General features: G+C 60.9%; 20 protein-coding genes. 8 read left to right on the top strand and 12 right to left on the bottom strand.

Going from position 1 to position 23,696, the window contains the following annotated elements:
- Positions 1–9 precede the first annotated feature (9 nt).
- Positions 10–330, bottom strand: coding sequence for a hypothetical protein (locus F8N12_RS00430; protein WP_150578622.1), 321 nt, complete (start codon positions 328–330; stop codon positions 10–12).
- Between the two features lie 228 nt (positions 331–558).
- Between F8N12_RS00430 and F8N12_RS00425 the strand changes: the two genes are divergently transcribed.
- Complete coding sequence (locus F8N12_RS00425; RefSeq protein WP_150578791.1) at positions 559–2,142, top strand: sensor domain-containing diguanylate cyclase; 1,584 nt, start codon at positions 559–561, stop codon at positions 2,140–2,142.
- An 8-nt stretch (positions 2,143–2,150) separates the two neighbouring features.
- On the opposite strand, the gene F8N12_RS00420 is transcribed toward F8N12_RS00425, so the two are convergent.
- Positions 2,151–3,047, bottom strand: coding sequence for a LysR family transcriptional regulator (locus F8N12_RS00420; RefSeq protein WP_150578621.1), 897 nt, complete (start codon positions 3,045–3,047; stop codon positions 2,151–2,153).
- A gap of 136 nt (positions 3,048–3,183) precedes the next feature.
- On the opposite strand from F8N12_RS00420, the gene F8N12_RS00415 reads away from it, so the two are divergent.
- A complete protein-coding gene (locus F8N12_RS00415) occupies positions 3,184–4,203 on the top strand; it encodes an alpha/beta hydrolase (protein WP_150578620.1) in 1,020 nt (339 codons plus the stop codon).
- A gap of 224 nt (positions 4,204–4,427) precedes the next feature.
- The gene (locus tag F8N12_RS00410; RefSeq protein ID WP_150578619.1) at positions 4,428–5,864 is read left to right on the top strand and encodes a mechanosensitive ion channel family protein; all 1,437 of its coding nucleotides are present in this window, start codon (positions 4,428–4,430) and stop codon (positions 5,862–5,864) included.
- Positions 5,865–6,116: 252 nt separating this feature from the next.
- Here the strand turns inward: F8N12_RS00410 and ycaC are convergent, their stop codons facing one another.
- From ycaC to F8N12_RS00380, 6 genes are all read right to left on the bottom strand, one after another.
- A complete protein-coding gene (gene ycaC / locus F8N12_RS00405; RefSeq protein ID WP_150578618.1) occupies positions 6,117–6,743 on the bottom strand; it encodes an isochorismate family cysteine hydrolase YcaC in 627 nt (208 codons plus the stop codon).
- Between the two features lie 69 nt (positions 6,744–6,812).
- A complete protein-coding gene (locus F8N12_RS00400; protein WP_150578617.1) occupies positions 6,813–8,651 on the bottom strand; it encodes an amidohydrolase in 1,839 nt (612 codons plus the stop codon).
- Positions 8,648–9,259: an antibiotic biosynthesis monooxygenase gene (locus tag F8N12_RS00395; protein WP_150578616.1), complete on the bottom strand. Its 612-nt coding sequence runs from the start codon at positions 9,257–9,259 to the stop codon at positions 8,648–8,650. Before F8N12_RS00395 ends, F8N12_RS00400 begins: the two co-directional genes overlap by 4 nt.
- Positions 9,252–9,668: a DoxX family protein gene (locus F8N12_RS00390; RefSeq protein WP_150578615.1), complete on the bottom strand. Its 417-nt coding sequence runs from the start codon at positions 9,666–9,668 to the stop codon at positions 9,252–9,254. The genes F8N12_RS00395 and F8N12_RS00390 overlap by 8 nt, the downstream gene beginning before the upstream one ends.
- 441 nt (positions 9,669–10,109) lie before the next feature.
- Positions 10,110–11,027 (bottom strand): LysR family transcriptional regulator, encoded by a 918-nt coding sequence (locus tag F8N12_RS00385; RefSeq protein ID WP_150578614.1) that lies wholly within the window; start codon positions 11,025–11,027, stop codon positions 10,110–10,112.
- Between the two features lie 45 nt (positions 11,028–11,072).
- The gene (locus F8N12_RS00380; RefSeq protein ID WP_150578613.1) at positions 11,073–12,059 is read right to left on the bottom strand and encodes an MBL fold metallo-hydrolase; all 987 of its coding nucleotides are present in this window, start codon (positions 12,057–12,059) and stop codon (positions 11,073–11,075) included.
- 184 nt (positions 12,060–12,243) lie between these two features.
- Here F8N12_RS00380 and F8N12_RS00375 point away from each other — a divergent pair, with 184 nt between their 5' ends.
- Complete coding sequence (locus F8N12_RS00375; protein ID WP_150578612.1) at positions 12,244–12,693, top strand: helix-turn-helix domain-containing protein; 450 nt, start codon at positions 12,244–12,246, stop codon at positions 12,691–12,693.
- 94 nt (positions 12,694–12,787) lie between these two features.
- On the opposite strand, the gene F8N12_RS00370 is transcribed toward F8N12_RS00375, so the two are convergent.
- Positions 12,788–13,612 (bottom strand): alpha/beta fold hydrolase, encoded by an 825-nt coding sequence (locus F8N12_RS00370; protein ID WP_150578611.1) that lies wholly within the window; start codon positions 13,610–13,612, stop codon positions 12,788–12,790.
- Between the two features lie 193 nt (positions 13,613–13,805).
- Between F8N12_RS00370 and F8N12_RS00365 the strand changes: the two genes are divergently transcribed.
- Positions 13,806–16,610, top strand: coding sequence for an ATP-binding protein (locus F8N12_RS00365; RefSeq protein ID WP_150578610.1), 2,805 nt, complete (start codon positions 13,806–13,808; stop codon positions 16,608–16,610).
- On the opposite strand, the gene F8N12_RS00360 is transcribed toward F8N12_RS00365, so the two are convergent.
- Both F8N12_RS00360 and F8N12_RS00355 read right to left on the bottom strand, forming a co-directional pair.
- Entirely contained in the window at positions 16,557–18,059 is a 1,503-nt protein-coding gene (locus F8N12_RS00360; RefSeq protein ID WP_150578609.1) for an ATP-binding protein, read from the bottom strand. The two genes, F8N12_RS00365 and F8N12_RS00360, sit on opposite strands and share 54 nt — an antisense overlap.
- Before the next feature lie 161 nt (positions 18,060–18,220).
- Positions 18,221–19,171, bottom strand: a complete 951-nt coding sequence (locus tag F8N12_RS00355) for a GlxA family transcriptional regulator (RefSeq protein WP_150578608.1) — start codon at positions 19,169–19,171, stop codon at positions 18,221–18,223.
- Between the two features lie 249 nt (positions 19,172–19,420).
- On the opposite strand from F8N12_RS00355, the gene F8N12_RS00350 reads away from it, so the two are divergent.
- Positions 19,421–20,143, top strand: coding sequence for a pirin family protein (locus tag F8N12_RS00350; protein WP_150578607.1), 723 nt, complete (start codon positions 19,421–19,423; stop codon positions 20,141–20,143).
- Positions 20,144–20,280: 137 nt separating this feature from the next.
- Here F8N12_RS00350 and F8N12_RS00345 read toward each other — a convergent pair whose 3' ends face one another.
- Positions 20,281–21,156 carry a LysR family transcriptional regulator gene (locus F8N12_RS00345; protein ID WP_150578606.1) on the bottom strand — a complete coding sequence of 292 codons (876 nt, stop codon included), beginning with the start codon at positions 21,154–21,156 and terminating at the stop codon, positions 20,281–20,283.
- Between the two features lie 111 nt (positions 21,157–21,267).
- Here F8N12_RS00345 and F8N12_RS00340 point away from each other — a divergent pair, with 111 nt between their 5' ends.
- Both F8N12_RS00340 and F8N12_RS00335 read left to right on the top strand, forming a co-directional pair.
- A complete protein-coding gene (locus F8N12_RS00340) occupies positions 21,268–22,482 on the top strand; it encodes a YbfB/YjiJ family MFS transporter (protein WP_150578605.1) in 1,215 nt (404 codons plus the stop codon).
- An 88-nt stretch (positions 22,483–22,570) separates the two neighbouring features.
- Positions 22,571–23,569, top strand: coding sequence for an NAD(P)H-quinone oxidoreductase (locus tag F8N12_RS00335; RefSeq protein WP_150578604.1), 999 nt, complete (start codon positions 22,571–22,573; stop codon positions 23,567–23,569).
- The last annotated feature ends 127 nt before the right edge of the window (positions 23,570–23,696 follow it).

Raw genomic sequence — 23,696 nt, 5'->3', positions numbered from 1 at the left:
GCCGATTTATCAAGTCGCCATTTTCAGGGTGCTGTACCACTGTGCATAAGGTGTATTGGCAACTTTATGCCGATTGAAATCCGGACTGCCGTCGTCCCACCAGACAGGGCCCCGCTCACCCAGCCCGACCTTGGCGGTTTGCACCCGCGCTCTGGCCGCCTTCATTTGCGATGGGTCGCCGCTGGCCTTCGCAGCCTTGACCTCACGGCGCGCAGCCATCAAATCGTCGACAAGCCGCTGGCGCACTTCTTCGCTGAGGGACGGATCAGAACAGCGCCACAATTGTTCCTTGACCACAAAATAGCGTCCGTCCGGTGTTGTCTGGTTCATCTTCGATACTCCTGCTGCAACAGCATGCACTCGGTCATCGGTGGACAAGGTAGCAGATGGAAAATCAGCAAGCGCGGTGTGACCCGGATCACATTGACCCTGATGGGCTACGGTTATCAGTACCGGACAGGCACTTACCGCAGACATCCCTGTCTTACAACGCAAGACCACCCCACGTTGTGAGTGCCGCAGCTGCTTGCACAAGCCACGCAGGAGAAGGACTCGTCGATGCCCGGACGCCAACCGCCAAAGTCGCAGTCAACAAGCGAGTTTCAGACCGCCTCAGCGAAACCGGTCAGGGCCGGCGCAACCTTCCGACTGATCGTCAGCTTCATGCTGCTGGTCATCATGGCCTTCGTGACGGTCGAGGGCTGGCGCATCTGGCGCGACTATCGCTCGGCTTTCGCCTCAGCCCGGGATTCCGTGACGAACCTCGCTCGCGCCACAGCCCAGCACGCCGAGGACGCCATCCGGCAGGTCGATATACTCACCGCCGCGCTGAGCGAGCGCGTTGAAGGCGATGGCCTGCAAAACATCAACGTTGCGCGCATTCATAATCTGCTGGTTCAGCAATCGAAGATCATGCCGCAGTTGCACGGATTGTTTGTCTACGGCGCAGATGGCCAGTGGATCGTCACCGACAAGCAGGAGATTCCAGAACCGGCCAACAACGCCGACCGCGATTATTTCCAGTATCTCCGCACCCATGACGATCGCAATGTACGCATCGGCGAAGTGGTCAGAAGCCGCTCCACCGATGATCTGATCATCCCCATTTCACGCCGCTTGAATAACCCGGACGGATCCTTCGCGGGCGTGCTGCTGGGGACGATCAAAGTCAGCTACTTCGTCGATTACTACGGCGATTTCAAGATCGACGACAAGGGTGCGCTGGTCCTGGCCATGCGCGACGGCACGATTCTGGTCAGACGCCCATTCATTGCGTCAAGCGTGGGGAAAAGTCTGGCGAACAGCGAGATTTTCACAAGCTACCTGCCCAATTCCAACGAAGGTGTGGCCGAAGTCAAAGCAGTTGTCGACCACACGGATCGACTTTACGGCTACCGCGCATTGAGCACCTACCCGCTCGTCGTCGAAGCCGGGCTCTCGCGTGATTCGATCACGGCTCCATGGTGGCGGGACCTGCTGAAGTCCGGGCTGGTCCTGGTTTTCCTGATCCTGGTACTTACGGGCTTCGGCTTGATCGTCCTCAGCCAGCTTCGCCAGAGAATGGCCATGGCGCGGGAGATACGGCATGCGCATCAGGCCATGCGGGAAATGGCGCTGACGGACAGTCTCACTGGCCTGGGCAACCGCCGGCGTCTGGACGCGGCGCTGCTTGATGAAATTCGTCTGGCCAAGCGTCAAGGCTCAACACTCGCGCTGATCATGCTGGATGTCGATCACTTCAAACGCTACAACGACGCCTATGGCCACGCTGCCGGCGATGACTGCCTGAGCGCTGTCGGACGCGCGATCCAGCAATCAGTCAAACGGCCTGGCGACCTTGCCGCCCGGTACGGAGGGGAAGAATTCACCGTGCTGCTGCCCAACACGGACAACGCGGGCGCGGTGCGTGTGGCGGAACAGATTCTACAGGCCATTCGATCTCTGGAGATCGAGCACTCGGGTCATCCGTTGGGCAAAGTCACGGCCAGCGCGGGCATCACCACGGGGCATCCGGCCACGACTGAAGTGAGCTCCGCGACTTTATTGAAATCGGCTGACCGCTGCCTATATCTGGCCAAGCAGCAAGGCCGCAACCGCTGGTGTTCGGATGACCAGCCGGGTGAGGGGGCGGTCGGTGGATGATCCCGCGCCTACAGTGGGCAATCCTCACGATCCAGACGCTCACGCAAAAACTCCACCAACGCCTGCACCGGACGCGAGCTCTGACGATGCTGCGGATACACCGCCGATAACGTCAGTGGCCCGGTCCGAAACTCATCCAGCACGGTGACCAGGCTGCCCTCTCGCAAGGCCGCGCCGACAATGAATGTCGGCAGATACGTTATCCCGAGCCCCGCCACCGCAGCGTCCTTGAGCACCTCGCCATTGTTCACCCGCATCCGTCCGGCAACATTTACCGCCAACGGCTTGCCCGGCCCTTCAAAACGCCATTGCACCTGCCGGCCATGCCCATACGGCAAACAATCATGCCCCTGCAGATCCTCGGGCCTGAGCGGCGTGCCGCGCTCCGCCAGATACGCCGGACTGGCGCAATACACACGGTCAACAGAGGCAATCCGCCGAGCGATCAACGTGGAATCCTCAAGAACGCCAATGCGCAGCGCCAGGTCGTAGCCCTCACCGAGCAAATCGACCGAGCGATCACTCAAGTCAACTTCCACCGTGACGTCCCGATAGCGCTGCAAAAACAGCGGCAGCAGACAGCCCAGATGCGCCAGCGCAAACGACAGCGGTGCACTGACACGGATCGTCCCACGCGGCTCGCTAGTCTGCCCGGCGATGCCCTGCTCCACTTGCTCGACATCACTGAGCAAGCGCAATGCTGACTCGTAATAGCTCTGCCCTAGCGGCGTAACGTCGAGACGCCGGGTCGAGCGGTTAAGCAGGCGCACGCCCAGGCGCTCCTCGAGCTGCATCAAACGCCGGCTGACGAATTGCTTGGACAGCCCGAGCTGGTCAGCTGCCGCAGTAAAGCTTCCCGAGTCCATGACCTGGCAGAAAATACGCATGTCTTCAAATGGGTTCATTGTCTCGCCTTGGTTGACAGTCAAACACTTTATAGCGGCTTTTTCACTTTCAAGCATCCGATTAATCTGTGTCCACGGTGCTGATGAAGCCCAAACCTTACGTGACCTCATACATTCATTAAAAAGGATTTACTCGATGAACACCGTCAAAAAAACCCTGACCGCTTCCCTCCTCGCTCTCGCCGTCGGCAACGCATTCGCCGCAGGTAGCCCGGGGGTTGAGCACGACACTCAGGCGTTCCTCGAAGCGCTCGCCGCAGGCGGTGGCAAACCGCTTGAACAACTGAGCCCGAAAGACGCCCGCGCTGTACTTACCGGTGCACAGGCATCGGTAAAGGTCGACCTGTCCGGTGTAGAAGTCAGCGACCGTGCGATCAAGGTTGACGGGCAAACCCTCAACCTGAAAATCGTCCGTCCGGCCAAGGTCAAAGGCGAGTTGCCGGTGTTCATGTTTTTCCACGGTGGCGGCTGGGTGTTGGGCGATTACCCGACTCACCAACGCCTGATCCGCGACCTGGTGGTCGGCTCCGGTGCGGTCGCGGTGTACGTCGATTACACGCCGTCACCAGAAGCGCAGTACCCGACCGCGATCAACCAGGCCTACGCTGCGACCCGTTGGGTGGCCGAGCATGGCAAGCAGATTGGCGTCGACGGCAAGCGTCTGGCCGTGGCCGGTAACAGCGTTGGTGGCAACATGGCGGCGGTCGTGGCGTTGATGGCCAAAGAACAGAAAACCCCGGCGCTGCGGTTTCAATTGTTGATGTGGCCAGTGACCAACGCGCAGTTCGACAGCGCTTCTTACCAGCAATTTGCCGAGGGCCACTTTCTGACCCAAAACATGATGAAGTGGTTCTGGGACAACTACACCACCAACGTCAGCGAGCGTGCGCAGATTCACGCCTCGCCGTTGCAGGCCAGCGCCGAGCAGCTAAAGGGTTTGCCCGCCGCACTGGTGCAGACCGCCGGGTTCGACGTGTTGCGCGACGAAGGCGAAGCCTATGCCCGTCACCTCGACGCGGCAGGCGTGCCGGTTACGGCGGTGCGTTACAACGGGATGATCCATGACTTCGGCTTGCTCAACCCGCTGAGCCAGATCCCGGAAGTGAAGGCTGCAGTGCGTCAGGCGGCACTGGAACTGAAGACGCATTTGAACTGACAAATCCACCTCGCCGCCCTCTCCTGTGCGGCGAGGTTTTCTGGTGATCAGCGATTACCTGTGGCAAGGAATCACCGATTACCTGTGGCGAGGGGGCTTGCCCCCGTTGGTTTCGTAGAGACCCCTACGTATGACTTGTAGTCATATCTGCGCCTGCTTCGCAGCCGAACGGGGGCAAGCCCCCTCGCCACAAAAGTGTTTAACACCCTGTCCGGAGTCATCCCATGTCCTTCTTCCTCGCTCACCTGCTGTCCTGGAGTGCCCTGTTGCTGGTGGTCGACATCGTGCTCTGGCACATTGCGCCGTTCACCCATCGCGTTACACGGGTCGGGGTGCGTCTGGCACTGTTTCTGCTGTTCAGTGCGCTGATCATCAACGCCGGCGTAAGCCCGTTGCAGGCGCCGCTGTTTGGCGAGGACCGGGTAGCGCAACTTGGTGGCACCGCGCTGGGTATTCTCTGGTGGTTGTACGCTGCGCGGGTTCTCACCGGGGTGATCGGCCTGGTGCTGATGCGGCGCATCGGTCACAGCGGCCGGTTGTTGCAGGACGTCATCGGTGCACTGGTTTTCCTCATCGCCATCGTTGCAGCGGCGGGTTATGTGCTCGAACTGCCGGTCAAGGGTTTGCTTGCGACCTCGGGGGTCGTCGCAATCGTTGTCGGTCTGGCTTTGCAGAGCACCTTGAGCGACGTGTTTTCCGGGATCGTCCTCAACACCACAAAGCCGTATCAAGTGGATGACTGGATCGCCATCGACGGCGTCGAAGGCAAAGTGCTCGACATCGACTGGCGCGCGACGCACCTGCTCACCAGCGCCGGCAGCACGGCGGTGATCCCGAATTCTGTAGCGGCCAAGGCCAAGATCGTCAATCTCAGTCGGCCAAATGACCGGCACGGCGTGTCGATCAGCATCATGGTGCCCAATCACATTCGCCCGCGTCGGGTACTCGATGCACTGGAGCGGACACTGCGGGGCAGCAGCCGTTTGCTGCTGGATCCGGCACCCAAAGCGGTGCTCAAAGAGGCCGGTGAAACCATGTCCGAGTACGTTGCGAGTGGTTTCATCGCCGAGCTTGGCAAGAAAAGCGAAGTACGCAATCAGCTGTTCGACCTGGCGCACCGGCACCTCGAAGCCGCGGGCATCTCCCGTCAGCTTGACGGCGTGATCGAACCGACGACCCGTGCCCGCGCCTTGCTCGACGAGGTGAAAATCTTCCGTTCACTGAGTGACGACGAACGCGATCAACTGGCGCAGTCGATGGTTGCCCAGCAATACGCAGCGGGTCAGGTGGTGCTGGATCTGGGCGAAGTGCCGGACAGCCTGATGGTGGTCGCCACCGGCGTGGTCAGCGCCACCGTGCCCGACGGCAACGGGCACACCGAAGCTGGCCGCATGGGCCCCAGCGAAGTCATGGGCGAACAAAGCATCCTCGCCGATACGCCATCGCAGGCGACCTTCACCACATTGACCTCGTGCATCATCTACCGCATCGATAAATCCCTGACGCGCAATATCATGGAGCAACGCGCTGAAGTGAGCCGAGCGCTGAACAAACTGCAAGCGGTGCGCCAGCAGAACAGCCGGCAGGCGTTGATGGCGAAGCCGGTGCAGATCAAGAAAGGCGGATTCCTGAGTTGGTTGCAGAAGCGCCAGCCTACATAACCATTACGCAAATCCTGTAGCAGCTGCCGAAGGCTGCGTCCGGCGGCGAAGCCGTCGGAGAACTCAGACGCTACGGTCCATCTGTTGCTTCCAGAGCACCGGTTTACGACGGCTGCGTCCGAACGGGGCCGATCCGGACCGTCCGGAACCGGCCCGGACGCAGCCTCGCAGGCTCGACAGCTGCTACAGAAAGCGTGTTTTACGAAACGAAAATGCCCGCACATTTGGCGGGCATTCGTTTTGTCGCCTGACTTATTTAGCGCTAAGCACCGAGTAACTGTTCATCAGGTTGCGGTAGTTGGGAATGCGCGGCGACAAGAGGTTCGCCAGGCCTTCCATGTCGTTGCGCCAGTCACCTTGCAGCTCGCATGCCACCGAGAACCAGTTGACCAGTTGCGCACCGGCTGCAGCCATGCGCGCCCATGCGGCTTGCTGCACGGTTTCGTTGAACGTGCCGGAAGCGTCGGTGACCACAAACACGTCAAAGCCTTCAGCCAGTGCCGACAGGGTCGGGAACGTCACGCAAACATCAGTCACCACACCGGCAATAATCAGTTGCTTGCGACCGGTGGCTTTCACTGCCTTGACGAAATCTTCGTTGTCCCAGGCATTGATCTGACCTGGACGCGGAATGTATGGCGCGTCCGGGAACTGCTCTTTCAGCTCAGGCACCATCGGGCCATTCGGGCCGCTTTCGAAACTGGTAGTGAGGATGGTCGGCAGTTTGAAAAATTTGGCCACGTCGCCCAGGGCCAGGACGTTGTTCTTGAATTCGTTGGGCGAGAAATCCTGAACCAGCGAGATCAGGCCGGTCTGGTGATCAACCAGCAGAACCACAGCGTCATCTTTGTTCAGGCGTTTGTACGGAACGTTGCTCATGTGAAACTCCTCGATGGATGGTTGTCGCTGAGAGCGCCGGCACGTTGGGCCGGCACTGTTGGGTGTGGGTCAGAACGCGAAGCACGAGCAGCCAAAGGCGCCCCAGAAACCGGCAAAGTCGCTGACCGGCGCATTCGACAAACGCGCGCGGTCATGGCTATGCGCATGCACGCCGCACGGTCCGCTGCAATGGTGGACCTGCGCCTGCATCGGCGAAGTCGGACGCCAGTGCCCCGGCACCTTGACCACTGGCGACCAGTCCGGCAGCACCGGCACACTCGGCGGGCCGAGCTTTTCGAAATCACCGGCGGCGTACACGACCTTGCCGCCGACTACGGTCAACAGCGACTCGATCCACTTGATCGCCTCTTCGTCGACACTGAAAAAGTCCGCGCTGAGCGCCGCGAGATCGGCCAGTTGGCCGACCTTGATCATGCCTTTCTTGCCCTGCTCGGAAGAGAACCAGGCGCTGCCATGGGTGAACAGCTCCAGCGCGGTCTGGCGCGACAGGCCTTCGCTATGCAGCTCGAGGCCGCCGACCGTACGGCCGCTGACCATCCAGTACAACGAGGTCCATGGATTGTAGCTCGACACCCGGGTCGCATCGGTGCCGGCGCCGACCGGTACGCCTTCGGCGAGCATGCGCTTGATCGGTGGCGTGGCTTCGGCGGCTTTGGCGCCGTACCGTTCGACGAAATACTCACCCTGAAACGCCATGCGATCCTGAATCGCGATGCCACCGCCCAGCGCCCTCACCCGCTCGATATTCTGCGGCGTGATTGTTTCGGCGTGGTCGAAAAACCATGGCAAGCCGTTGAAGGGAATGTCGCGGTTGACCTTCTCGAACACGTCGAGCATGCGCGTGATGGATTCGTTGTAGGTCGCGTGCAGGCGGAACGGCCAGCGCTGCTCGACGAGGTGGCGCACCACCGGTTCCAGTTCGTCTTCCATGGTTTGCGGCAGGTCCGGACGGGGTTCGAGGAAGTCCTCGAAATCCGCTGCGGAAAACACCAGCATTTCCCCGGCACCGTTGTGACGCAGGTAATCGTCACCCTGATGAAGGGTGACGCTGCTGGTCCAGTTCTTGAAGTCGGTCAGCTCTTCCTTGGGCTTCTGGGTGAACAGGTTGTACGCAATGCGCACGGTCAGTTGCTGGTCTTTGGCCAACTGCTCAATCACCTGATAATCGTCCGGGTAATTCTGAAAACCACCACCGGCATCGATCGCACTGGTCAGGCCCAGGCGATTGAGTTCGCGCATGAACTGGCGGGTCGAGTTGACCTGATATTCCAGCGGCAACTTTGGCCCCTTGGCCAGCGTCGAGTACAAAATCATCGCGTTCGGCCGCGCCACCAGCATGCCGGTCGGCTCACCATTGCTGTCGCGGACGATCTCGCCGCCCGGTGGATTGGGCGTGTTGCGCGTATAGCCGGCGACACGCAAAGCCGCGCGATTGAGCAAGGCACGGTCGTATAAATGCAGGACAAATACCGGAGTGTCCGGCGCAGCCTGGTTGAGTTCTTCGAGGGTCGGCATGCGTTTTTCGGCAAACTGGAATTCGTTCCAGCCACCGACCACGCGCACCCATTGCGGGGTCGGCGTGCGGTCGGCCTGATCCTTGAGCATGCGCAACGCATCGACCACCGACGGCACACCTTCCCAGCGCAATTCGAGGTTGTAGTTCAACCCGCCACGGATCAAATGCAGGTGCGAGTCGTTGAGGCCGGGGATGACGCAACGGCCCTTGAGGTCGATGACCTGGGTGCCGGAGCCGCGCAGGGCCATGGCTTCGGCATCGGTACCGACGGCGACAAAGCGACCTTCGCTGATCGCGACGGCGCTGGCGCGCGGATTTTCCCGGTCAACCGTATGAAATTGGCCATTGAATAAAATCAGGTCGGCGTTCATCGCGTTTCCTTAGGCTGAGTAGAAGGTGACAGCCAGCGCGCGAACAGACGCGTCGCCAATGGCATGAACAGGTACACCACCGAGACCACGATGGTCAGCGTGATCAAAAACGTTGCGACCACGTAGTGGGAAAGAAAGGCGTTGAGTTGCAGCAACGGTCCCCAGAGCAACGGCACCAGCAAGGTGTGCGGCAGGATCACCAACAGCGTCACCACTGCCTGCTTCCAGCGCGGCGGTGGCGGCGAGCCCGCTTCGGCCGGAGCGAACCAGAATTCGTTGACCGGGTTGACCTCGGTCTGGTCGCCATCGGCCAGCATCGGCGTGGCTTCATTGACGAGTGCCTGGCGCTGCGGTGAATCGAGCCAGCGCTGCATCGCCTCGGTTGAGCAAAAACGCAGCACGCAGGTGTACAGGTCGAGGCCGGCGTTTTTGCCGCGCATGACGTCAACACCCAGATGGCCGTCCTGCTGGCCGGCGATGCTGACAATGTTGCGTAACCACGCCTCGTAGGCCACTTCGAAACCGGCTTTGACCCGGTGTTTGATGACCAGGGTCACGACTTCATCAAAACTTCTTTTGGCAAGCTCGGGCTGATTGGAATCAGGCATAACGTAAAGCTCCGGCGAAACGCACATTAAGCGCCAGCCGTCCCGGCCCGGCGATGAAAACGCTGGTGAAGACAATCAGCAGCAACCAACCGAACTGCCCTTCAGCGAGGCTCCATTGCGGGTGCACCACCAGCATCGCTATCAACAGCACGGACAAAATCGGCAGACAGGCCAGACGTACCAATACCCCTGCGATGATCAGTAAAGGACAGAACACTTCGGCGAAAATCGCCAGCATCAGCGTGATGTGGGCCCCCAGGTTGAAAGGGTCTTCGATGCGCTGCAGTTCAGCGCTGTAGTTAAGCAGCTTCGGCAAACCGTGCACCCACAGCAGAAAAAGCCCACCGCTGACGCGCAGGAAGAGCAAGCCGAGGTCGGGGACGCGTTCATCCCATTGCGATGTGTTCATGGCCCGTCCGCCCAGAAAAAAACCGCCGGCGTGGGTGCGCCGGGAATGGTTTGATAGTGCCGGGGTTGGGGGGGTTGGAAATTGGATGTACGTGCTGTTTTTTTTGGGGAGGATGGTTTGCCGATGGCCGCCGGGTGGCGTTGTGTCGGCACTTGCCGCGCGGGATCAATTCATGCCGACGCGCCTGTAGCAGCTGGCGCAGCCTGCGTCCGGCTACGTCCGGCTGCGTCCGCCTGCGCAGCTTGACGATCTTGAGCATGCGGTCCGTCTACCAAACCGAGCTACCTGATTTTGCGACTGCTGCGCAGCCGGACGCGGCCGGACGCAGGCGGACGCAGGCGGACGCAGGCTGCGCCAGCTGCTACAGGGTTAGGTGTTGATGCGTGGATTTCGTGCAACACGCGCGAGCCAGGTCGGCCCAGAGACCGCCAAGACCTACCGCTAGGAAACCTGCAAAGGCGCCGACATGAACTGGCCGATCCGCCCGCGCAACCAGCGCTCTGCCGGATCATTGTCATGCACGCCACTCCAGGCCATCGACAACTGCGCCGCCTCGATCGGAAATGGCGGATCCTCCGCCCGCAACGCGCAACCCTCGACCAACGCACAGGCCGCGTAATCCGGCACCGTGGCGATCATCTCGGTCCCGGCGAGCAATGCCCGCAATCCGCTGAACTGCGGCACACCCAGCACCACACGACGACTGCGCCCGATCTTCGCCAGATCCAGATCAATGTTGCCGCTCAAATCCCCGGAAAAAGACACCATTGCATGGGGCCGCTCGCAGTATTCATCCAGCGTCAGCGGACCCGGCCGCTTGTCACCGCGCAGCACCTTGCAGGGAATATCGCGCAGCGTCTTGCGCTTGGCGTTCGCCGGCAAATCCGTGGTGTAGCTGACGCCCACGGAAATTTCTCCGGACGCCAGCAACGCCGGCATCAGCAGATAATTGGCTCGACGCACGACCACAATGATCCCCGGCGCTTCCTCGCGCAGTTGTGTCAGCAGCGGCGGAAACAAACCGAACTCGGCGTCGTCCGACAAACCAATGCGAAACACGTCGCAGCTGGTGGTCGGATCAAACTCCTTGGCCCGGCTGACCGCTCCGGAAATAACATCCATCGCCGGCTGCAGCTCCTTGAGAATCGCCAGCGCCCGGGCCGTCGGCTCCATCCCGCGACCATTGCGCAGCAACAACGGATCGTCGAACAAATCACGCAACCGCCCAAGCGCTGCGCTCACTGCCGGTTGGCCCATGAACAGCTTTTCGGCCACACGCGTCAGGTTCTTCTCGAACATCAACGCTTCAAAAATCACCAGCAGGTTCATGTCGACGCGACGCAGATCATTACGGTTCATAGGCACGATTCCATTGTGTGTCCAGGCAGGCAAAACCCTGGGATTTTATTCGATCAGCGGCACTTTGGCTGCACGTTTGTACGGGCCGTATTCCACCGGGACCCACTGGAAGTGCTTGCCCTGTGCAGCGATGTGGCCAATACCCGGGAACGGCAGATGCGCCGCCGTCACCCAGATCTTGCTGGCCGCAGCATCACTGAACACCCTGGCGCGACTCTTGATCGCCTGCTGACCATCGACGTCAAAACCGATCGACACCTCGGGATGCTCGAACTGCACCGCGAGGTTATGCACCAGATCCCCCATGAACAGGATGCTCTGGCCTTGCGAGTTGAAACGGTACGTCGTGCTGCCCGGCGTGTGGCCTTTTTCCAGCGTCGCCTCGACGACACCCGGCAGCGGCGATTGCCCGGTGTCGAAGGTTTTGAAGCGGCCCGCAGCGAGGTACGCCGCCGTCGAATCCTGAGCGATTTTGAAATAGCCTTTGGCGCCTTCAGGAGCGTTGGCGAGCGCTTCGGGATTCAGCCAGTAATCGGCCTCTGTTTTGGCGGCGTATACGGTAGCGTTGGCAAACAATGGTTTTTTCTGTGCGTCGACCAGGCCGCAGACGTGGTCCAGGTGAAGATGCGTCAGCAGAATCGTGTCGACCTGCGAAGGTTGGTAACCCGCCGCTTTCATGTTGTCCGAGAGCATGCCTGCAGTCGCGCCGATGCACTGGCCTGCACCGGTGTCGACCAGGATCAATTGTTTGCCGGTGTTGATCAGAAACGCGTTGAACGCGGTCTGCACGCCTGGTGTTTCGATCGAACGACGGGCCAGCAGCGCGCGGATCTGATTCTGCGTCAGACCTTTGAGCAGTTTTGGCGACAGGTCGTTGTAACCATCGAACAGTGCGGTCACTTCGTAGTCGCCCACCGCCAATCGGTAGTACCCGGGAACCTGGGTGCCCACCTGGGCCGGTGCCTGCGCCGCCGCCACCCCCGAAGACAGTGCCACCGCCAGGCCCACTGCGCGCATCAGATAACAATTCATGCCCTTTTCACCTTGTTCGAGTCAGAAAGCAGCCGGACCGCCCCGCCACATAACGTCGATCATGCCTGCCCGCGCCATCGGAAAATTGCAGTGATGTGCTGAGCTGAATCGGAATTAACAACGTTTAACTCGCCTGCCAAAGGTTCACAGCCAAAAATGGAGACCACTCACACGGACATTGCTCATGGCTTCTTTTCAGCAAAACACCGCGTGCGCGGTAACCACTGAAACGCGTAAAAAAACCCCGGGCGGCCTGAATTCGTGGCGTGAAAGTCTGGCCAAACAACTGATCCTTGAGCGCCTCAGCGAAACCATTGAGGTGGCCGAACTGGCGAGCGCCTGCGCCCTCTCGCGCAGCCATTTCTCGCGCGCTTTCAAATGCAGCACCGGCCTGTCGCCGCAAGACTGGATCCGGCATCAACGCATCGCCCGCGCCAAACACCTGATCCGCAGCACCGACCTCAGCCTCACGCAAATCAGCCTCGAATGCGGGTTCTGCGATCAGGCCCACTTTTGCCACATGTTTACCCGCAGCGAAGGCATCAACCCGTTTGCGTGGCGCTGCCGTGCCCTGCGGCCCCGACTGCGCCCCGCTCCAGCGACAACCCGCCAAGCCTTCAGCCTGCCTATCTGATTAAACTGACGTGCGCCACTCCTAGGAGCCGGCTGGCTGGCAACGGCGATTCCGAAGACGCCATCGCTGGCAAGCCAGGCTCCTGCAGAGGGCGTCAGCCTTGGAGAAACGCCAACAGATCGGCGTTGAGCTGGTCCTTGTGGGTATCGGTCAAACCATGGGGGGCGCCTGGGTAGACTTTCAACGTGGAACCCTTCACCAGTTTTGCCGAAGCGATGCCGGCGGCTTCGATCGGCACCACTTGATCGGCGTCACCGTGCACCACCAGCGTCGGCACATCGAACTTCTTCAAGTCTTCGGTGAAATCGGTTTCGGAGAAGGCCTTGATGCAGTCATAAGCGTTCTTGTGGCCGGAGGTCATGCCCTGCATCCAGAACCAGTCGATCATGCCTTGCGATGGCTTGGCATCGGGTTTGTTAAAGCCGAAAAAAGGTCCGCTGGCCAGGTCGATGTACAGCTGCGAACGGTCAGTCAGCGACGCCTCACGAATGCCGTCAAACACTTCAATCGGCAAACCGCCCGGGTTGGCTTCGGTCTTGAGCATCAGCGGCGGCACCGAGGAAATCAGCCCGGCCTTGGCCACGCGTGCAGTGCCGTGGCGCCCGATGTAGCGCGCTACTTCGCCGCCACCGGTGGAGAAGCCGAACAGCACGGCGTCCTTGAGATCGAGCAGTTCGATCAACTGCGCGAGGTCATCGGCGTATGTGTCCATGTCGTTGCCGGTCCACGGTTGGCTGGAGCGACCATGGCCACGACGGTCGTGGGCGATGACCCGATAACCTTTGGAGGCCAGGAAAATCATCTGTGATTCCCAGCTGTCGGCGTTTAATGGCCAGCCGTGGCTGAACACCACGGGCTGACCGCTGCCCCAATCCTTGTAGTAAATCTCGGTACCGTCGCGGGTGGTAAACGTGCTCATGCGGTGTCTCCCTTGAGAATGTGAGGCGCGGACCGCTACTGCGTGACATCGTGCGGCTTTCCACCCGGAGTGTCGGGCGTAGTCTCTTGGCAAGACGAGTTAAACGTTGTTAATTGTCGATTGCACTCACGGATAAACCTGCGGAATATGCCGGTAAACCGCGAATTAGACGGATGCAAGCAGGAGTAACGCGTTGACCCTTTCCCCCGCCCCGGCCATCCATTTTGGCCCCTACCGGATTTACCCGGCTCAACGCCTGGTGATGGAGGCCGACCAGCCGCTGCGCCTGGGCCGCCGCGCCATGGACATCCTGTTAATCCTGCTGGCTCAGGCCGGAAACGTGGTGAGTAAACAGGAACTGATTGCCGGAGTCTGGCCCAACAGTGTGGTCGAGGACATCAATCTGCGGGTGCACATGGCGGCACTGCGCAAAGCGCTCGGCGACGGTCAGGCTGGTCAGCGTTACATCGTCACCGTCGCACAACGCGGCTACAGCTTCGTCGCGCCCCATTCCGTCGAGCATCTTGCGCAACAGCCGCAAGACGGCCAAGTGGCAGCGTCCAGCCACAACCTGCCCGTGCGCCGGACCCGCATGATCGGCCGTGAAAGCCTGATCGACAGCCTCGTTACTCAGCTCCCCCGGCAGCGTTTCATCACCCTGGTCGGTCCCGGCGGCATCGGCAAAACGACCGTTGCGCTGCGGGTCGCCGAGCAGTTGATCGGCCACTATCGGGACGGCATTCGCCTGCTCGATCTGGCACCTGTCAGCGATCCGTCGATGATCGCCGCGCACCTCGCGACTCTGCTCAATCTGTCACTGCATGACGCGGAGCCGCTGAACAGCCTCGCGACAGCGCTGGGGGAGCGGCAGATTCTGCTGGTGATCGACAATTGCGAACACCTCATCGACGCCATCGCCTTGCTCTGTGAAAGCATCCTGCGCGGCGCGCCCCACGTGCATATTCTCGCCACCAGTCGCGAGAGCCTGCGGGCTGAAGGCGAATACGTGCAGCGTCTGGATTCACTTGACTGCCCACCGCCCGTTACGGTCCTCGACCGTTCCCAGGCGCTGACGTTTCCCGCCTTGCAGCTGTTCGTCGAACGCGCCATGGCCAGTCATGACAATTTCGAACTGACCGATGAGGCCTTGCCACTCGCGATCGAAATCTGCCGGCGGCTGGATGGCATTCCGTTGGCACTCGAGCTGGCGGCGGCGCAAGTCGGCAGCCTCGGCCTGAGCGGTGTAGTGGAGCGCCTGCAAGGCAGCTTCCGCCTGCACACCCAAGGTTGTCAGACTGCGCTGGGTCGGCATCAGACGCTACGTGCCACGCTGGACTGGAGTTTTGCGCTACTGACCGCGTGCGAGCAAACCTGCCTGCGCCGTTTGGGCGTATTCCGCGGCGGCTTCACCCTGGAGTCGGCGGCGGCGGTGATTGTCGGCGAGCATATCGAACCGGACGAAGTGCTGGGCTCAGTCACGCAACTCGTCGCAAAATCGCTGTTGAACGTCGAAGTGGGCGACGAGCAGGTGTTCTATCGTTTGCTCGACACAACACGCCGCTATGCCTTGGAAAAACTCGACGCAAGTGCCGAATTTGAGTCCACCCGCGCACGCCACGCCGAACGTTGCCTGAGCTTGATGCAGCAGGCCCAGCAAGACTGGGAGCGAGTGGCGACCCGTCAGTGGATCGAGCGTTACGCGCGCAGTCTCGAGGATATTCGCGCGGCGCTCGACTGGGGCTTGAGTGCCGACGGGCCGCAGACTCTGGCAATACGTCTGTGCGCGACGTCGGCGCCGCTGTGGCAAGAACTGTCGTTGCTCAAGGAGCACGGCGCTTATGTGCGCAAGGCCTTGGCGCTGCATGCCGCCACGTCCGCGCCGTGCCCTCGGTTGACGATCGCTTTGAAGCTCGCGCTAGGCAGTTCGTGTTATCACACCCAGGGCGGCACGGCGGAAACGGTCGAAGCGTTCGTCAGTGCGGGGTCTCTGGCCAGTCAATGCGAGGACCAGGCGGGGCAATTGCGCGCAGTGTCCGGGCACATGGCGGTCAGCCTCAGCTGCGCCAACTATCAAATGGCCCTGGAACAGAGCCAGCAATTCGACCGGCTGGGACTGAACGGCGATGACCTGTTGTCGCTCAGTACGCATCGGTTGCGCGTGCTGGCCTTGCATTTTTCCGGGGATCAGGCGCGTGCGCGGGAGAGCGCCGAACAAGTGCTCCAGCGCATGGCTCAAAGCGGCCATCTCAACCGCTTCACCCACGGCTTCGGCGTGCAATACGACCAGAGCGTGGCATCGTTGACGATACTGGCGCGTATCCTTTGGTTGCAAGGCCAACCGGAACAGGCCTGGCGCACCGCCCGGCAGGCGCTGGACATTGCGATCCAGATCGACCACGGCACGTCCATTTGCTACACGCTGGCACTCGCCGGATGCCTGATCGCGCACTACAACGGTGACAGGCAAACCGCTCGCGATCTGGTGCGCCTGCTGCTCGAACAGGCACAGAAACACTCAGTGCTGCTGTTCTACACCTGGGCTCGCCAATACGCGCAAGTGCTTGACCACGCAGGGGTGCATGCGCCGCTGAAACCTGGGATCGGCCTGATCAAGGACCTGATGATCACACTCGACACCGCGTTCATTGATGATGATTTGTTGCGACGGGCGGACGCCGGAACTGCCGGCTGGAGCACCGCGGAAATCCTCCGCGCCAAGGCCGACGCGCTGCTGGTGGATGACTGCCCGCACATCGCCAACGCCGCCGAAACCGTACTGATCAGGGCGTTGAACGTGGCCAGGCATCAGGGCGCATTGGCGTGGGAGTTGCGCAGCGCCACCTCGCTCGCGAAGCTGTGGCAACGCCAGGGCCGGCACTCACAGGCCCATGCATTGCTGGCACCGGTTTATGGCAGATTTACGGAAGGCTATGCGACGCCGGACCTATGTAAAGTCCGCGGCCTGCTCGACGAGTTGCAGTGCCATCTGTCCGTTTGAGATCCAGCGCGCCCTGCAGATGTAGCGCGCGTGACGGTTCTCGAAGTCACGCAATGCGCCGCTGCGCTCAAGCTTTTGCAGCGCATAAATGCGGGTGGTGTTGAGGAACCGGTAGCGACTCAGGCCACTGCCCTGCTCCAGCGACAGCAACGACTGGCGCGCCAGGCTTTCCACTGCTTCCACCAGTCGCCCGGGTGGCACAGCCGCGCAGCTGATCACGCCGATGGCTGCTTCAAGGGTGAAGGCCATTTTGAACACCGCCAAGCGCTGCAGCACGGTTTGCTCAAGCACACTTAGCTGTTCATAGCTCCAGTCCAATGCGGCTTTGAGCGTCTGGTGCCGAGGCACCGCCGTACGTCGACCAAGCGCCAGCAGCTGAAAGCAGTTGTCCAGTTGCGCTTGCAAGCCCACCAGCCCCAGCGCATCGATTTGCGATGCCGCCAGTTCGATGGCGAGCGGCAACCCATCAAGCCGTCGACAGATTTCGCGGACGCTGTTCAAGTCTTGTTCGCGCAGGGCAAACCCATGCTGATGGTTGCGCGCACGGCTGACGAACAACTGCACCGCCGAGTGGCCCATGGCCTCGGCGACACTGCGCATCGCTGACGCTGGCGGCACGGCCAACGCAGGCAAACGCAGCAGCGTCTCCCCGCGCGCCATCAGCGGCGTACGACTAGTGACCAGAATCGACAGGCGTGGCGCGGATTTGATCAGGTCGTCGACCAGAGCGCGGCAGCCATCAAGCAGGTGTTCGCAGTTGTCCAGCACCAGCAAGGCGTGCCGCTGGGCCAACGCTTGCAGGCCGCTGCCGATCTGCAGTTGCAGGGTTCGTTGCAGGTGATCACCGATACGCGCAGGGTCATCGATAGCGGCGAAATCAATCAGCCAGACGCCATCTTGATAGTGCTGCAATAGCAACTCCGCCACGCGCAGCGCGACGGTGGTTTTGCCGATGCCGGCGGGACCGGTCAGCGTCATCAGGCGCCGCAGCGGCAACTGCCGGACCAGACCGCCGACGGTGGAATCGCGCCCCGTCACCGGGGTCAGTCGCGCAGGCAGGTTGTGTTGAGGGATTTGCACGGTCGCCATTGAAGTCAGCAACCCCGCAGGCGCGGCCTGCACCATAGCGATGAAGCTGTAACCACGCTGTGGAATATTGACGATGTAACGCTGGCCGTTCTGCCCGTCACCCAAGGCGCGACGCAGCGCCGCGATGTGCACACGCAGGTTGATTTCTTCGACCACGGACGTCGGCCAGACCTCGGCGATCAGTTCGTCTTTGCTTACGACACTGCCGGCGCGCCGCACCAGCACCTGAAGAATATCCAGCGCCCGACCACCCATGCGCAACGGCCGATCGCCGTCGAGGATCAGCCGCTGCCGAGGGTGGTACACGTAGGGGCCAAACTGCAGCACCGCCGCGGTGTTCAAATCTGTGACGCTGTTCATGCGCGCTCATGTATGCAAACCCGGGCCGGTGCTGCTCGTGCCAGGCTCGCATAGCTCCATTGCAAAGAGTTCAACGCTATCTTGGCAGGCCAGGCTGACGGCACAACTGCCAAGGTGGGAGCGTCGCGGCCATCACGGTGCGCGAAACGGACAAAGCCGCCTTAGCTGAACTGTTCGCGATACTGAGTGGGGGTTAGACCGAGCTTATCACTGAACAGAAAGCGCATATGCCGGACACTGCCGAAGCCGCTTTTGAAGGCGACGGTCTTGAGGGGCAAGTCACTGGTTTCCAACAGATTTCTCGCGCAATCGATGCGCGCGCTCTGGAGAAATTCCATGGGTGTCATGTTCACTTCTCGAGCGAACATTCTGGCGAAATGCCGGGTACTCATGGTCGCCAGACCGGCCATGCGCTCGATCGTAAACGCTTCATCGAGGTGATCGAGGACATAATTCTGCACCCGTGTTACCGGGGTTTCGTGGGGTGCGACCGCGGCCATCAACGGACTGAACTGGGCCTGACCGCCCTGGCGCTTCATCACCACCAGCAAAACCTTGGCGACGTCCTGGGCGACTTTTTTTCCATGGTCCTGGGCAACAACGGAGAGTGCCAGATCGATGCCGGCAGTGACCCCGCCGGAAGTGATCAGGTTGCGGTCCTGCACGTAGATCTGGTCGGTTTCGACGCTGGCCTTGGGGAAGCCTTTGATCAGGCGCTCGGTGTAATGCCAGTGCGTGGTCACGCGGTAGCCGTCGAGCAAACCGGCATGCCCGAGCACGAAGGCGCCTGTGCAGATCGAGCCGTAGCAACCGGCGCGGGTGACGGCGTTCTGCAACCAGGCCAGCAACGGCGGGTGCCGTTCGTTGTAGGCGCCGGGACCGCCGGGCACCAGCAGCAAATCATAAGGCACCTTGGCTTGATCGATGTGCATATCGGCATAAACATTGACGCCGTTGGACGCCCGTAGCGGCCCTGGCGCGGTGCCGATGGTCGAGAGTTGGTAGTGCTCGCTCGGCGACAGATAACGATTGGCGATGGAAAACACCTCCATCGGCCCGGCCATGTCGAGCAGGAGAAAGTCGGGGAAAAGCACCATTGCCACGGTTTTCATGAATGCGTAATCACTGGAGTCAAAAAGGAGGTGAATGCTGAAACTGGAGGTGCAACTTCGGTAAAAACAAAGCGTTCAGTTGCGAAACAGAAAGCATTATGGCCGAGCGAGGCGCCTTTCGTTGCTCCAGTATCAACTGTCAACCAGATCAGGACAGTATTTCAATTTTCATCTACTTATTGCATCAGTTAGTAACCATTAACCTTCTCCTCACTCGGACGAATCAACGTCCCCACAGGAGATTTCATCATGCTGACTCTTCGCAAAGCTTCTGATCGCGGTGCGGCCAATCACGGTTGGTTGAAGTCGTTCCACACCTTTTCCTTCGCCAACTACCGCAACCCGAAAGAGCAGGGTTTTTCCGACCTGTTGGTGATCAACGACGACCGTGTTGCCGCCGGCAAAGGCTTCGGTCAGCACCCTCACCGCGACATGGAGATTTTCTCCTACGTACTGGAAGGTGCTCTGGAGCATAAAGACACGTTGGGCACCGGCTCGGTGATTCGTCCCGGCGATGTGCAGCTGATGAGCGCCGGCAGTGGCGTGGCCCACAGCGAGTACAACCATTCAGAAACGCGCCCGGTGCATTTCCTGCAGATCTGGATCGTGCCGCAAGTCAGCGGCGCCAAACCGCGTTATCAGCAAGAGCACTTCAGCACGCAGAAAAAACGTGGTCGCTTGCAGTTGATCATTTCCCCTGACGGCGACAAGGGCTCGCTGACAGTGCGCCAGGATGCACGGGTCTACGCGGCGTTGATCGACGGAAAGGAGAGCGCCACGCTCGAACTGGCGGCCGATCGATATGCCTACGTCCATGTGGCACGCGGCAGCGTTGAACTCAATGGCGTGCAGTTGCAGGAAGGCGATGGCGTGCGCTTACGGCAAGAGCAGGTGTTGACCTTGAGCAATGGCGTCGATGCCGAAGTACTGGTGTTTGACTTGCGCCCGCAGGAGTTGCCGGAAATGCCGTAACGGCGAAGATCGGAAGATCGCAGCCTCGCTTCGCTCGACAGCTCCTACGTGGATGTGTGGTGGTACGCACAACAATGCTCACCACAAAACCTGTAGGAGCTGTCGAGTGAAACGAGGCTGCGATCTTTTGCATGATCTCAATCCCCCGTCCCTGAAAACCCCGCAACGATTTCATCGATGACCGCCCGCACTCGCGCCGTATGCCGCAAGTCCGCATGGGTCACCAGCCACACGTCGTAGGGCACCGGTCGCGTACGCTCCGGCCACAGCCTCACCAACCCGTCACGCTCGCCCATGTCCACCGGAATCTCGCCGATGCCGATGCCGGCGGCAATCGACCGACGCACCAGCAAACCCGAACTCAGGCTCGAAACGATGCGCCCGCGAGTGAGTGGTTCAGAGACCAGCGTCATGTCCTTGTTGCCCTGCAGATAAGGCTGGTAAACCACCAGGTCATGCCCTTCAAACGCCGAGCCCGGCACCGGTACTCCGTAGGCGTCGACGTAATCCTGCGAGGCAAACAGCCCGACCGGCCAGCGCGCGATGCGCCGGGCGATCAGGTCCGGGTTGTCCGGCCGGGTATTGCGTACGGCGATGTCGGCCTCGCGTTTGGCCAGGCTGAGAATTTGCGTCGATGCGTCCAGTTGCACCCGCACATCCGGGTGCCGCGCATGCAAGCACGCAATTGCCGGTATCAGGAAATCGATCGCCAGCGAATCCGTGGTGCTGACCCGCACGGTGCCGGTCAATCGGTTGTCCAGGCCTTCGATCTGTCGCTGCAGTTCCAGCGCCGAATGCTCCATCTTTTCCACGGCCTTCAGCGCGGCTTCACCGACTGCGGTCAGCGCGTAACCCTCAGAGGTGCGCAGAAACAACGTCGCACTCAGAGCCTTTTCCAGCGCGGTGATACGGCGGCCGACGGTGGCCTGATCCACGCCCAATACCCGTGCCGCGCCACGTAACGTCGATTCGCGGCATACCGCCAGGAATACCCGAGCATCATCCCAATTCATAAAGCCTCCAGCGATGCATTTACGCATCACGATAACGCAAACTCGCTGCGTAAGTGCATCAATGGACAGGGTTAAGCTGGGCGCAGGAAAAACACTGACAGGATACTTACCATGCTCAGCTCATCTACACCTCAACGAAGCGCGATCTGGCTGCCGATCTTCGCCGGCCTCTGCGCCAGCCTGGTCAGCATCGGCCTGGCGCGTTTTGCTTATACGCCATTGATTCCCTCTCTGATCGGGGCACACTGGTTCTCCGCCAGCGATGTGGTTTACCTGGGCGCGGCAAACCTCGTCGGTTATCTGCTCGGCGCTTTGATCGGCCACCCACTGGCGCGTCGCACGTCCAACAGAACCGCACTGCGACTGATGATGCTGGCGGTGACGTTGTCGTTTTTCGCCTGCGGTTTTCCGCTGTCGGTGAGCTGGTTCTTTGGCTGGCGCCTGCTGTCGGGCGTGGCCGGTGGCGCAATCATGGTGCTGGTGGCGGCGACCGTGCTGCCGCATGTACCAGCGGCGCGCAGAGGGTTGGCCAGCGGCGCGATATTTCTCGGCATCGGATTGGGCATTGCCGGTTCGGGGACCATCGTGCCGCCGCTGCTGAGCCTTGGCTTGCAGCAAACCTGGTTCGGCCTTGGCCTGCTGGCGCTGGTGCTGACCGGAGCAAGCTGGTTCGGCTGGCCGTCCACCCCGCACGCTGTGCCTGACACTGCATCGGCAGGCGCTGCGAAGGTGCCGACCGACCCGGCGGTCTACCTGCTGTTCGCCCAGTACGCATTCATGGCCGCCGGCCTTGTTCCAGCGATGGTATTCCTGGTGGATTACGTGGCCCGCGGGCTCGGTGCCGGGGCGCATGTCGGTGCGCTGATCTGGGTGATGTATGGGGTAGGCGCGATCATCGGGCCGGTCAGTTATGGCTTTCTTGCAGACCGGCTCGGCGCCCGATTGAGTATCCGATGGGTCCTTGCGGCGCAGATGGTAGCCGTCAGTTTGCTCGCGGTGACCAGCTCCTTCGCTGCATTGGCGCTGCTCGCGGTCATCCTTGGGTCATTTCCACCGGGCATCGTGCCGCTGGCATTGGCGCGGGTGCACGAACTGATTCCGAATCATCACCAGCAGCAGATTGCCTGGAGCCGCGCCACCGTGTCGTTCGCCACGTTTCAGGCAATTGCCGGATTTGCCTATTCGGCCTTGTTCAATGCCAGCGGAGGTCATCATGAATTATTGTTCGTCATCGCGGCCGGGGCGATCATGGTGGCATTGTTGCTGGAACTGGTGATGCGCTTGGTGAATCATCGTCACCGGCCGGTTCTGGTCAATTGCCCTTGAAGGCCTGAAGATCGCAGGTTGCGATCTTTTGATCGACCGCGACATTGCGCGGTCCCATTAAATGAATGCCACACAACAGGACTGCGAAATGACTCTGCCGCAAACCATGACCCTGATTGAAATCACCGAACCCGGCGGGCCCGAGGTACTGAAGCCGCGTCAGGAACCGGTGCCCGTCGCCGATGCCGGCGAGGTGCTGATTCGCGTGCACGCCGCCGGGGTCAATCGCCCCGACGTGATTCAGCGCAGCGGCAAGTACCCGATGAAACCGGGCATGAGCCCGATTCCCGGCCTGGAAGTGGCCGGCGAAGTGGTGGCCATCGGTAAAGGCGTCAGCGAATTCATCGTCGGCGATCGCGTCTGCGCCCTGACCAATGGCGGCGGCTATGCGCAATATAGCGTCGCGCCGGCCAGTCAGACCCTGCCGATTCCGGACGGCATGGAGTGGGTGCAAGCAGCGGCCGTCCCGGAAACGTTCTTCACCGTGTGGGCGAATCTGTTCGATATCGGCGGCGCCAGCAAAGGCCAGCGTGCACTTGTACACGGGGGCACCAGTGGCATCGGCACCACCGCGTTGATGCTGTGCCGCGAATTCGGCGTCAAGGCGTTTGCCACGGCAGGCAGCGAGGAAAAATGCGCTGCCATCCGCCAGCTGGGCGCCGAGGCGATCAACTACCGCGATAAAAACTTTGTCGAGGTGTTGCAGGAAAAAACCGGCGGCAAGGGCGTCAATGTCATTCTCGACATCATGGGCGGCTCGTACCTGAATCAGAACATCGCGGCACTGGGCATGGACGGCCGTCTGGTGATGCTGGGGTTTCTCGGCGGCGCGCATGCCAAGGACATCGACCTGATGGCGATTCTGGGCAAACGCGCAACGATCACCGGTTCGTTGATGCGCTCGCGCACCCGCGAAGAGAAAGCCTCGATTGCCGAGCAATTGCGCGAATATGTCTGGCCGGTGCTCGCCGCCGGTCGTTGTCTGCCGATCATCGACAAGGTCTACCCGCTGGTCGAGGCCGCGCAGGCCCATGCGCGGATGGAGGCCGGTGATCATATTGGCAAGATTGTGTTGCAAGTGGATTGACTGTTTTCCCTGGCGCAGAGAGCCTGGCTGCGGGACCACCCTGAGGGCCGCTTCGCGGCCCAACGGGTCGGTTCGGCGGTCCGAAAAAGCAGGCCGTCGCAATTTTTCCCGCCCCTGTCATGCATCT

It is taken from the genome of Pseudomonas fluorescens, from assembly GCF_902497625.1.
Taxonomy (GTDB): Bacteria; Pseudomonadota; Gammaproteobacteria; order Pseudomonadales; family Pseudomonadaceae; genus Aquipseudomonas; species Aquipseudomonas fluorescens_BQ.
This window is presented reverse-complemented; position numbering and strand designations above follow the sequence as displayed.

Coding starts and splice junctions, on each gene's coding strand:
- F8N12_RS00430 (WP_150578622.1), bottom strand. CDS start 330: ATGAACCAGACAACACCGGACGGACGCTATTTTGTGGTCAAGGAACAA.
- F8N12_RS00425 (WP_150578791.1), top strand. CDS start 559: ATGCCCGGACGCCAACCGCCAAAGTCGCAGTCAACAAGCGAGTTTCAG.
- F8N12_RS00420 (WP_150578621.1), bottom strand. CDS start 3,047: ATGAACCCATTTGAAGACATGCGTATTTTCTGCCAGGTCATGGACTCG.
- F8N12_RS00415 (WP_150578620.1), top strand. CDS start 3,184: ATGAACACCGTCAAAAAAACCCTGACCGCTTCCCTCCTCGCTCTCGCC.
- F8N12_RS00410 (WP_150578619.1), top strand. CDS start 4,428: ATGTCCTTCTTCCTCGCTCACCTGCTGTCCTGGAGTGCCCTGTTGCTG.
- ycaC (WP_150578618.1), bottom strand. CDS start 6,743: ATGAGCAACGTTCCGTACAAACGCCTGAACAAAGATGACGCTGTGGTT.
- F8N12_RS00400 (WP_150578617.1), bottom strand. CDS start 8,651: ATGAACGCCGACCTGATTTTATTCAATGGCCAATTTCATACGGTTGAC.
- F8N12_RS00395 (WP_150578616.1), bottom strand. CDS start 9,259: ATGCCTGATTCCAATCAGCCCGAGCTTGCCAAAAGAAGTTTTGATGAA.
- F8N12_RS00390 (WP_150578615.1), bottom strand. CDS start 9,668: ATGAACACATCGCAATGGGATGAACGCGTCCCCGACCTCGGCTTGCTC.
- F8N12_RS00385 (WP_150578614.1), bottom strand. CDS start 11,027: ATGAACCGTAATGATCTGCGTCGCGTCGACATGAACCTGCTGGTGATT.
- F8N12_RS00380 (WP_150578613.1), bottom strand. CDS start 12,059: ATGAATTGTTATCTGATGCGCGCAGTGGGCCTGGCGGTGGCACTGTCT.
- F8N12_RS00375 (WP_150578612.1), top strand. CDS start 12,244: ATGGCTTCTTTTCAGCAAAACACCGCGTGCGCGGTAACCACTGAAACG.
- F8N12_RS00370 (WP_150578611.1), bottom strand. CDS start 13,612: ATGAGCACGTTTACCACCCGCGACGGTACCGAGATTTACTACAAGGAT.
- F8N12_RS00360 (WP_150578609.1), bottom strand. CDS start 18,059: ATGAACAGCGTCACAGATTTGAACACCGCGGCGGTGCTGCAGTTTGGC.
- F8N12_RS00355 (WP_150578608.1), bottom strand. CDS start 19,171: ATGAAAACCGTGGCAATGGTGCTTTTCCCCGACTTTCTCCTGCTCGAC.
- F8N12_RS00350 (WP_150578607.1), top strand. CDS start 19,421: ATGCTGACTCTTCGCAAAGCTTCTGATCGCGGTGCGGCCAATCACGGT.
- F8N12_RS00345 (WP_150578606.1), bottom strand. CDS start 21,156: ATGAATTGGGATGATGCTCGGGTATTCCTGGCGGTATGCCGCGAATCG.
- F8N12_RS00340 (WP_150578605.1), top strand. CDS start 21,268: ATGCTCAGCTCATCTACACCTCAACGAAGCGCGATCTGGCTGCCGATC.
- F8N12_RS00335 (WP_150578604.1), top strand. CDS start 22,571: ATGACTCTGCCGCAAACCATGACCCTGATTGAAATCACCGAACCCGGC.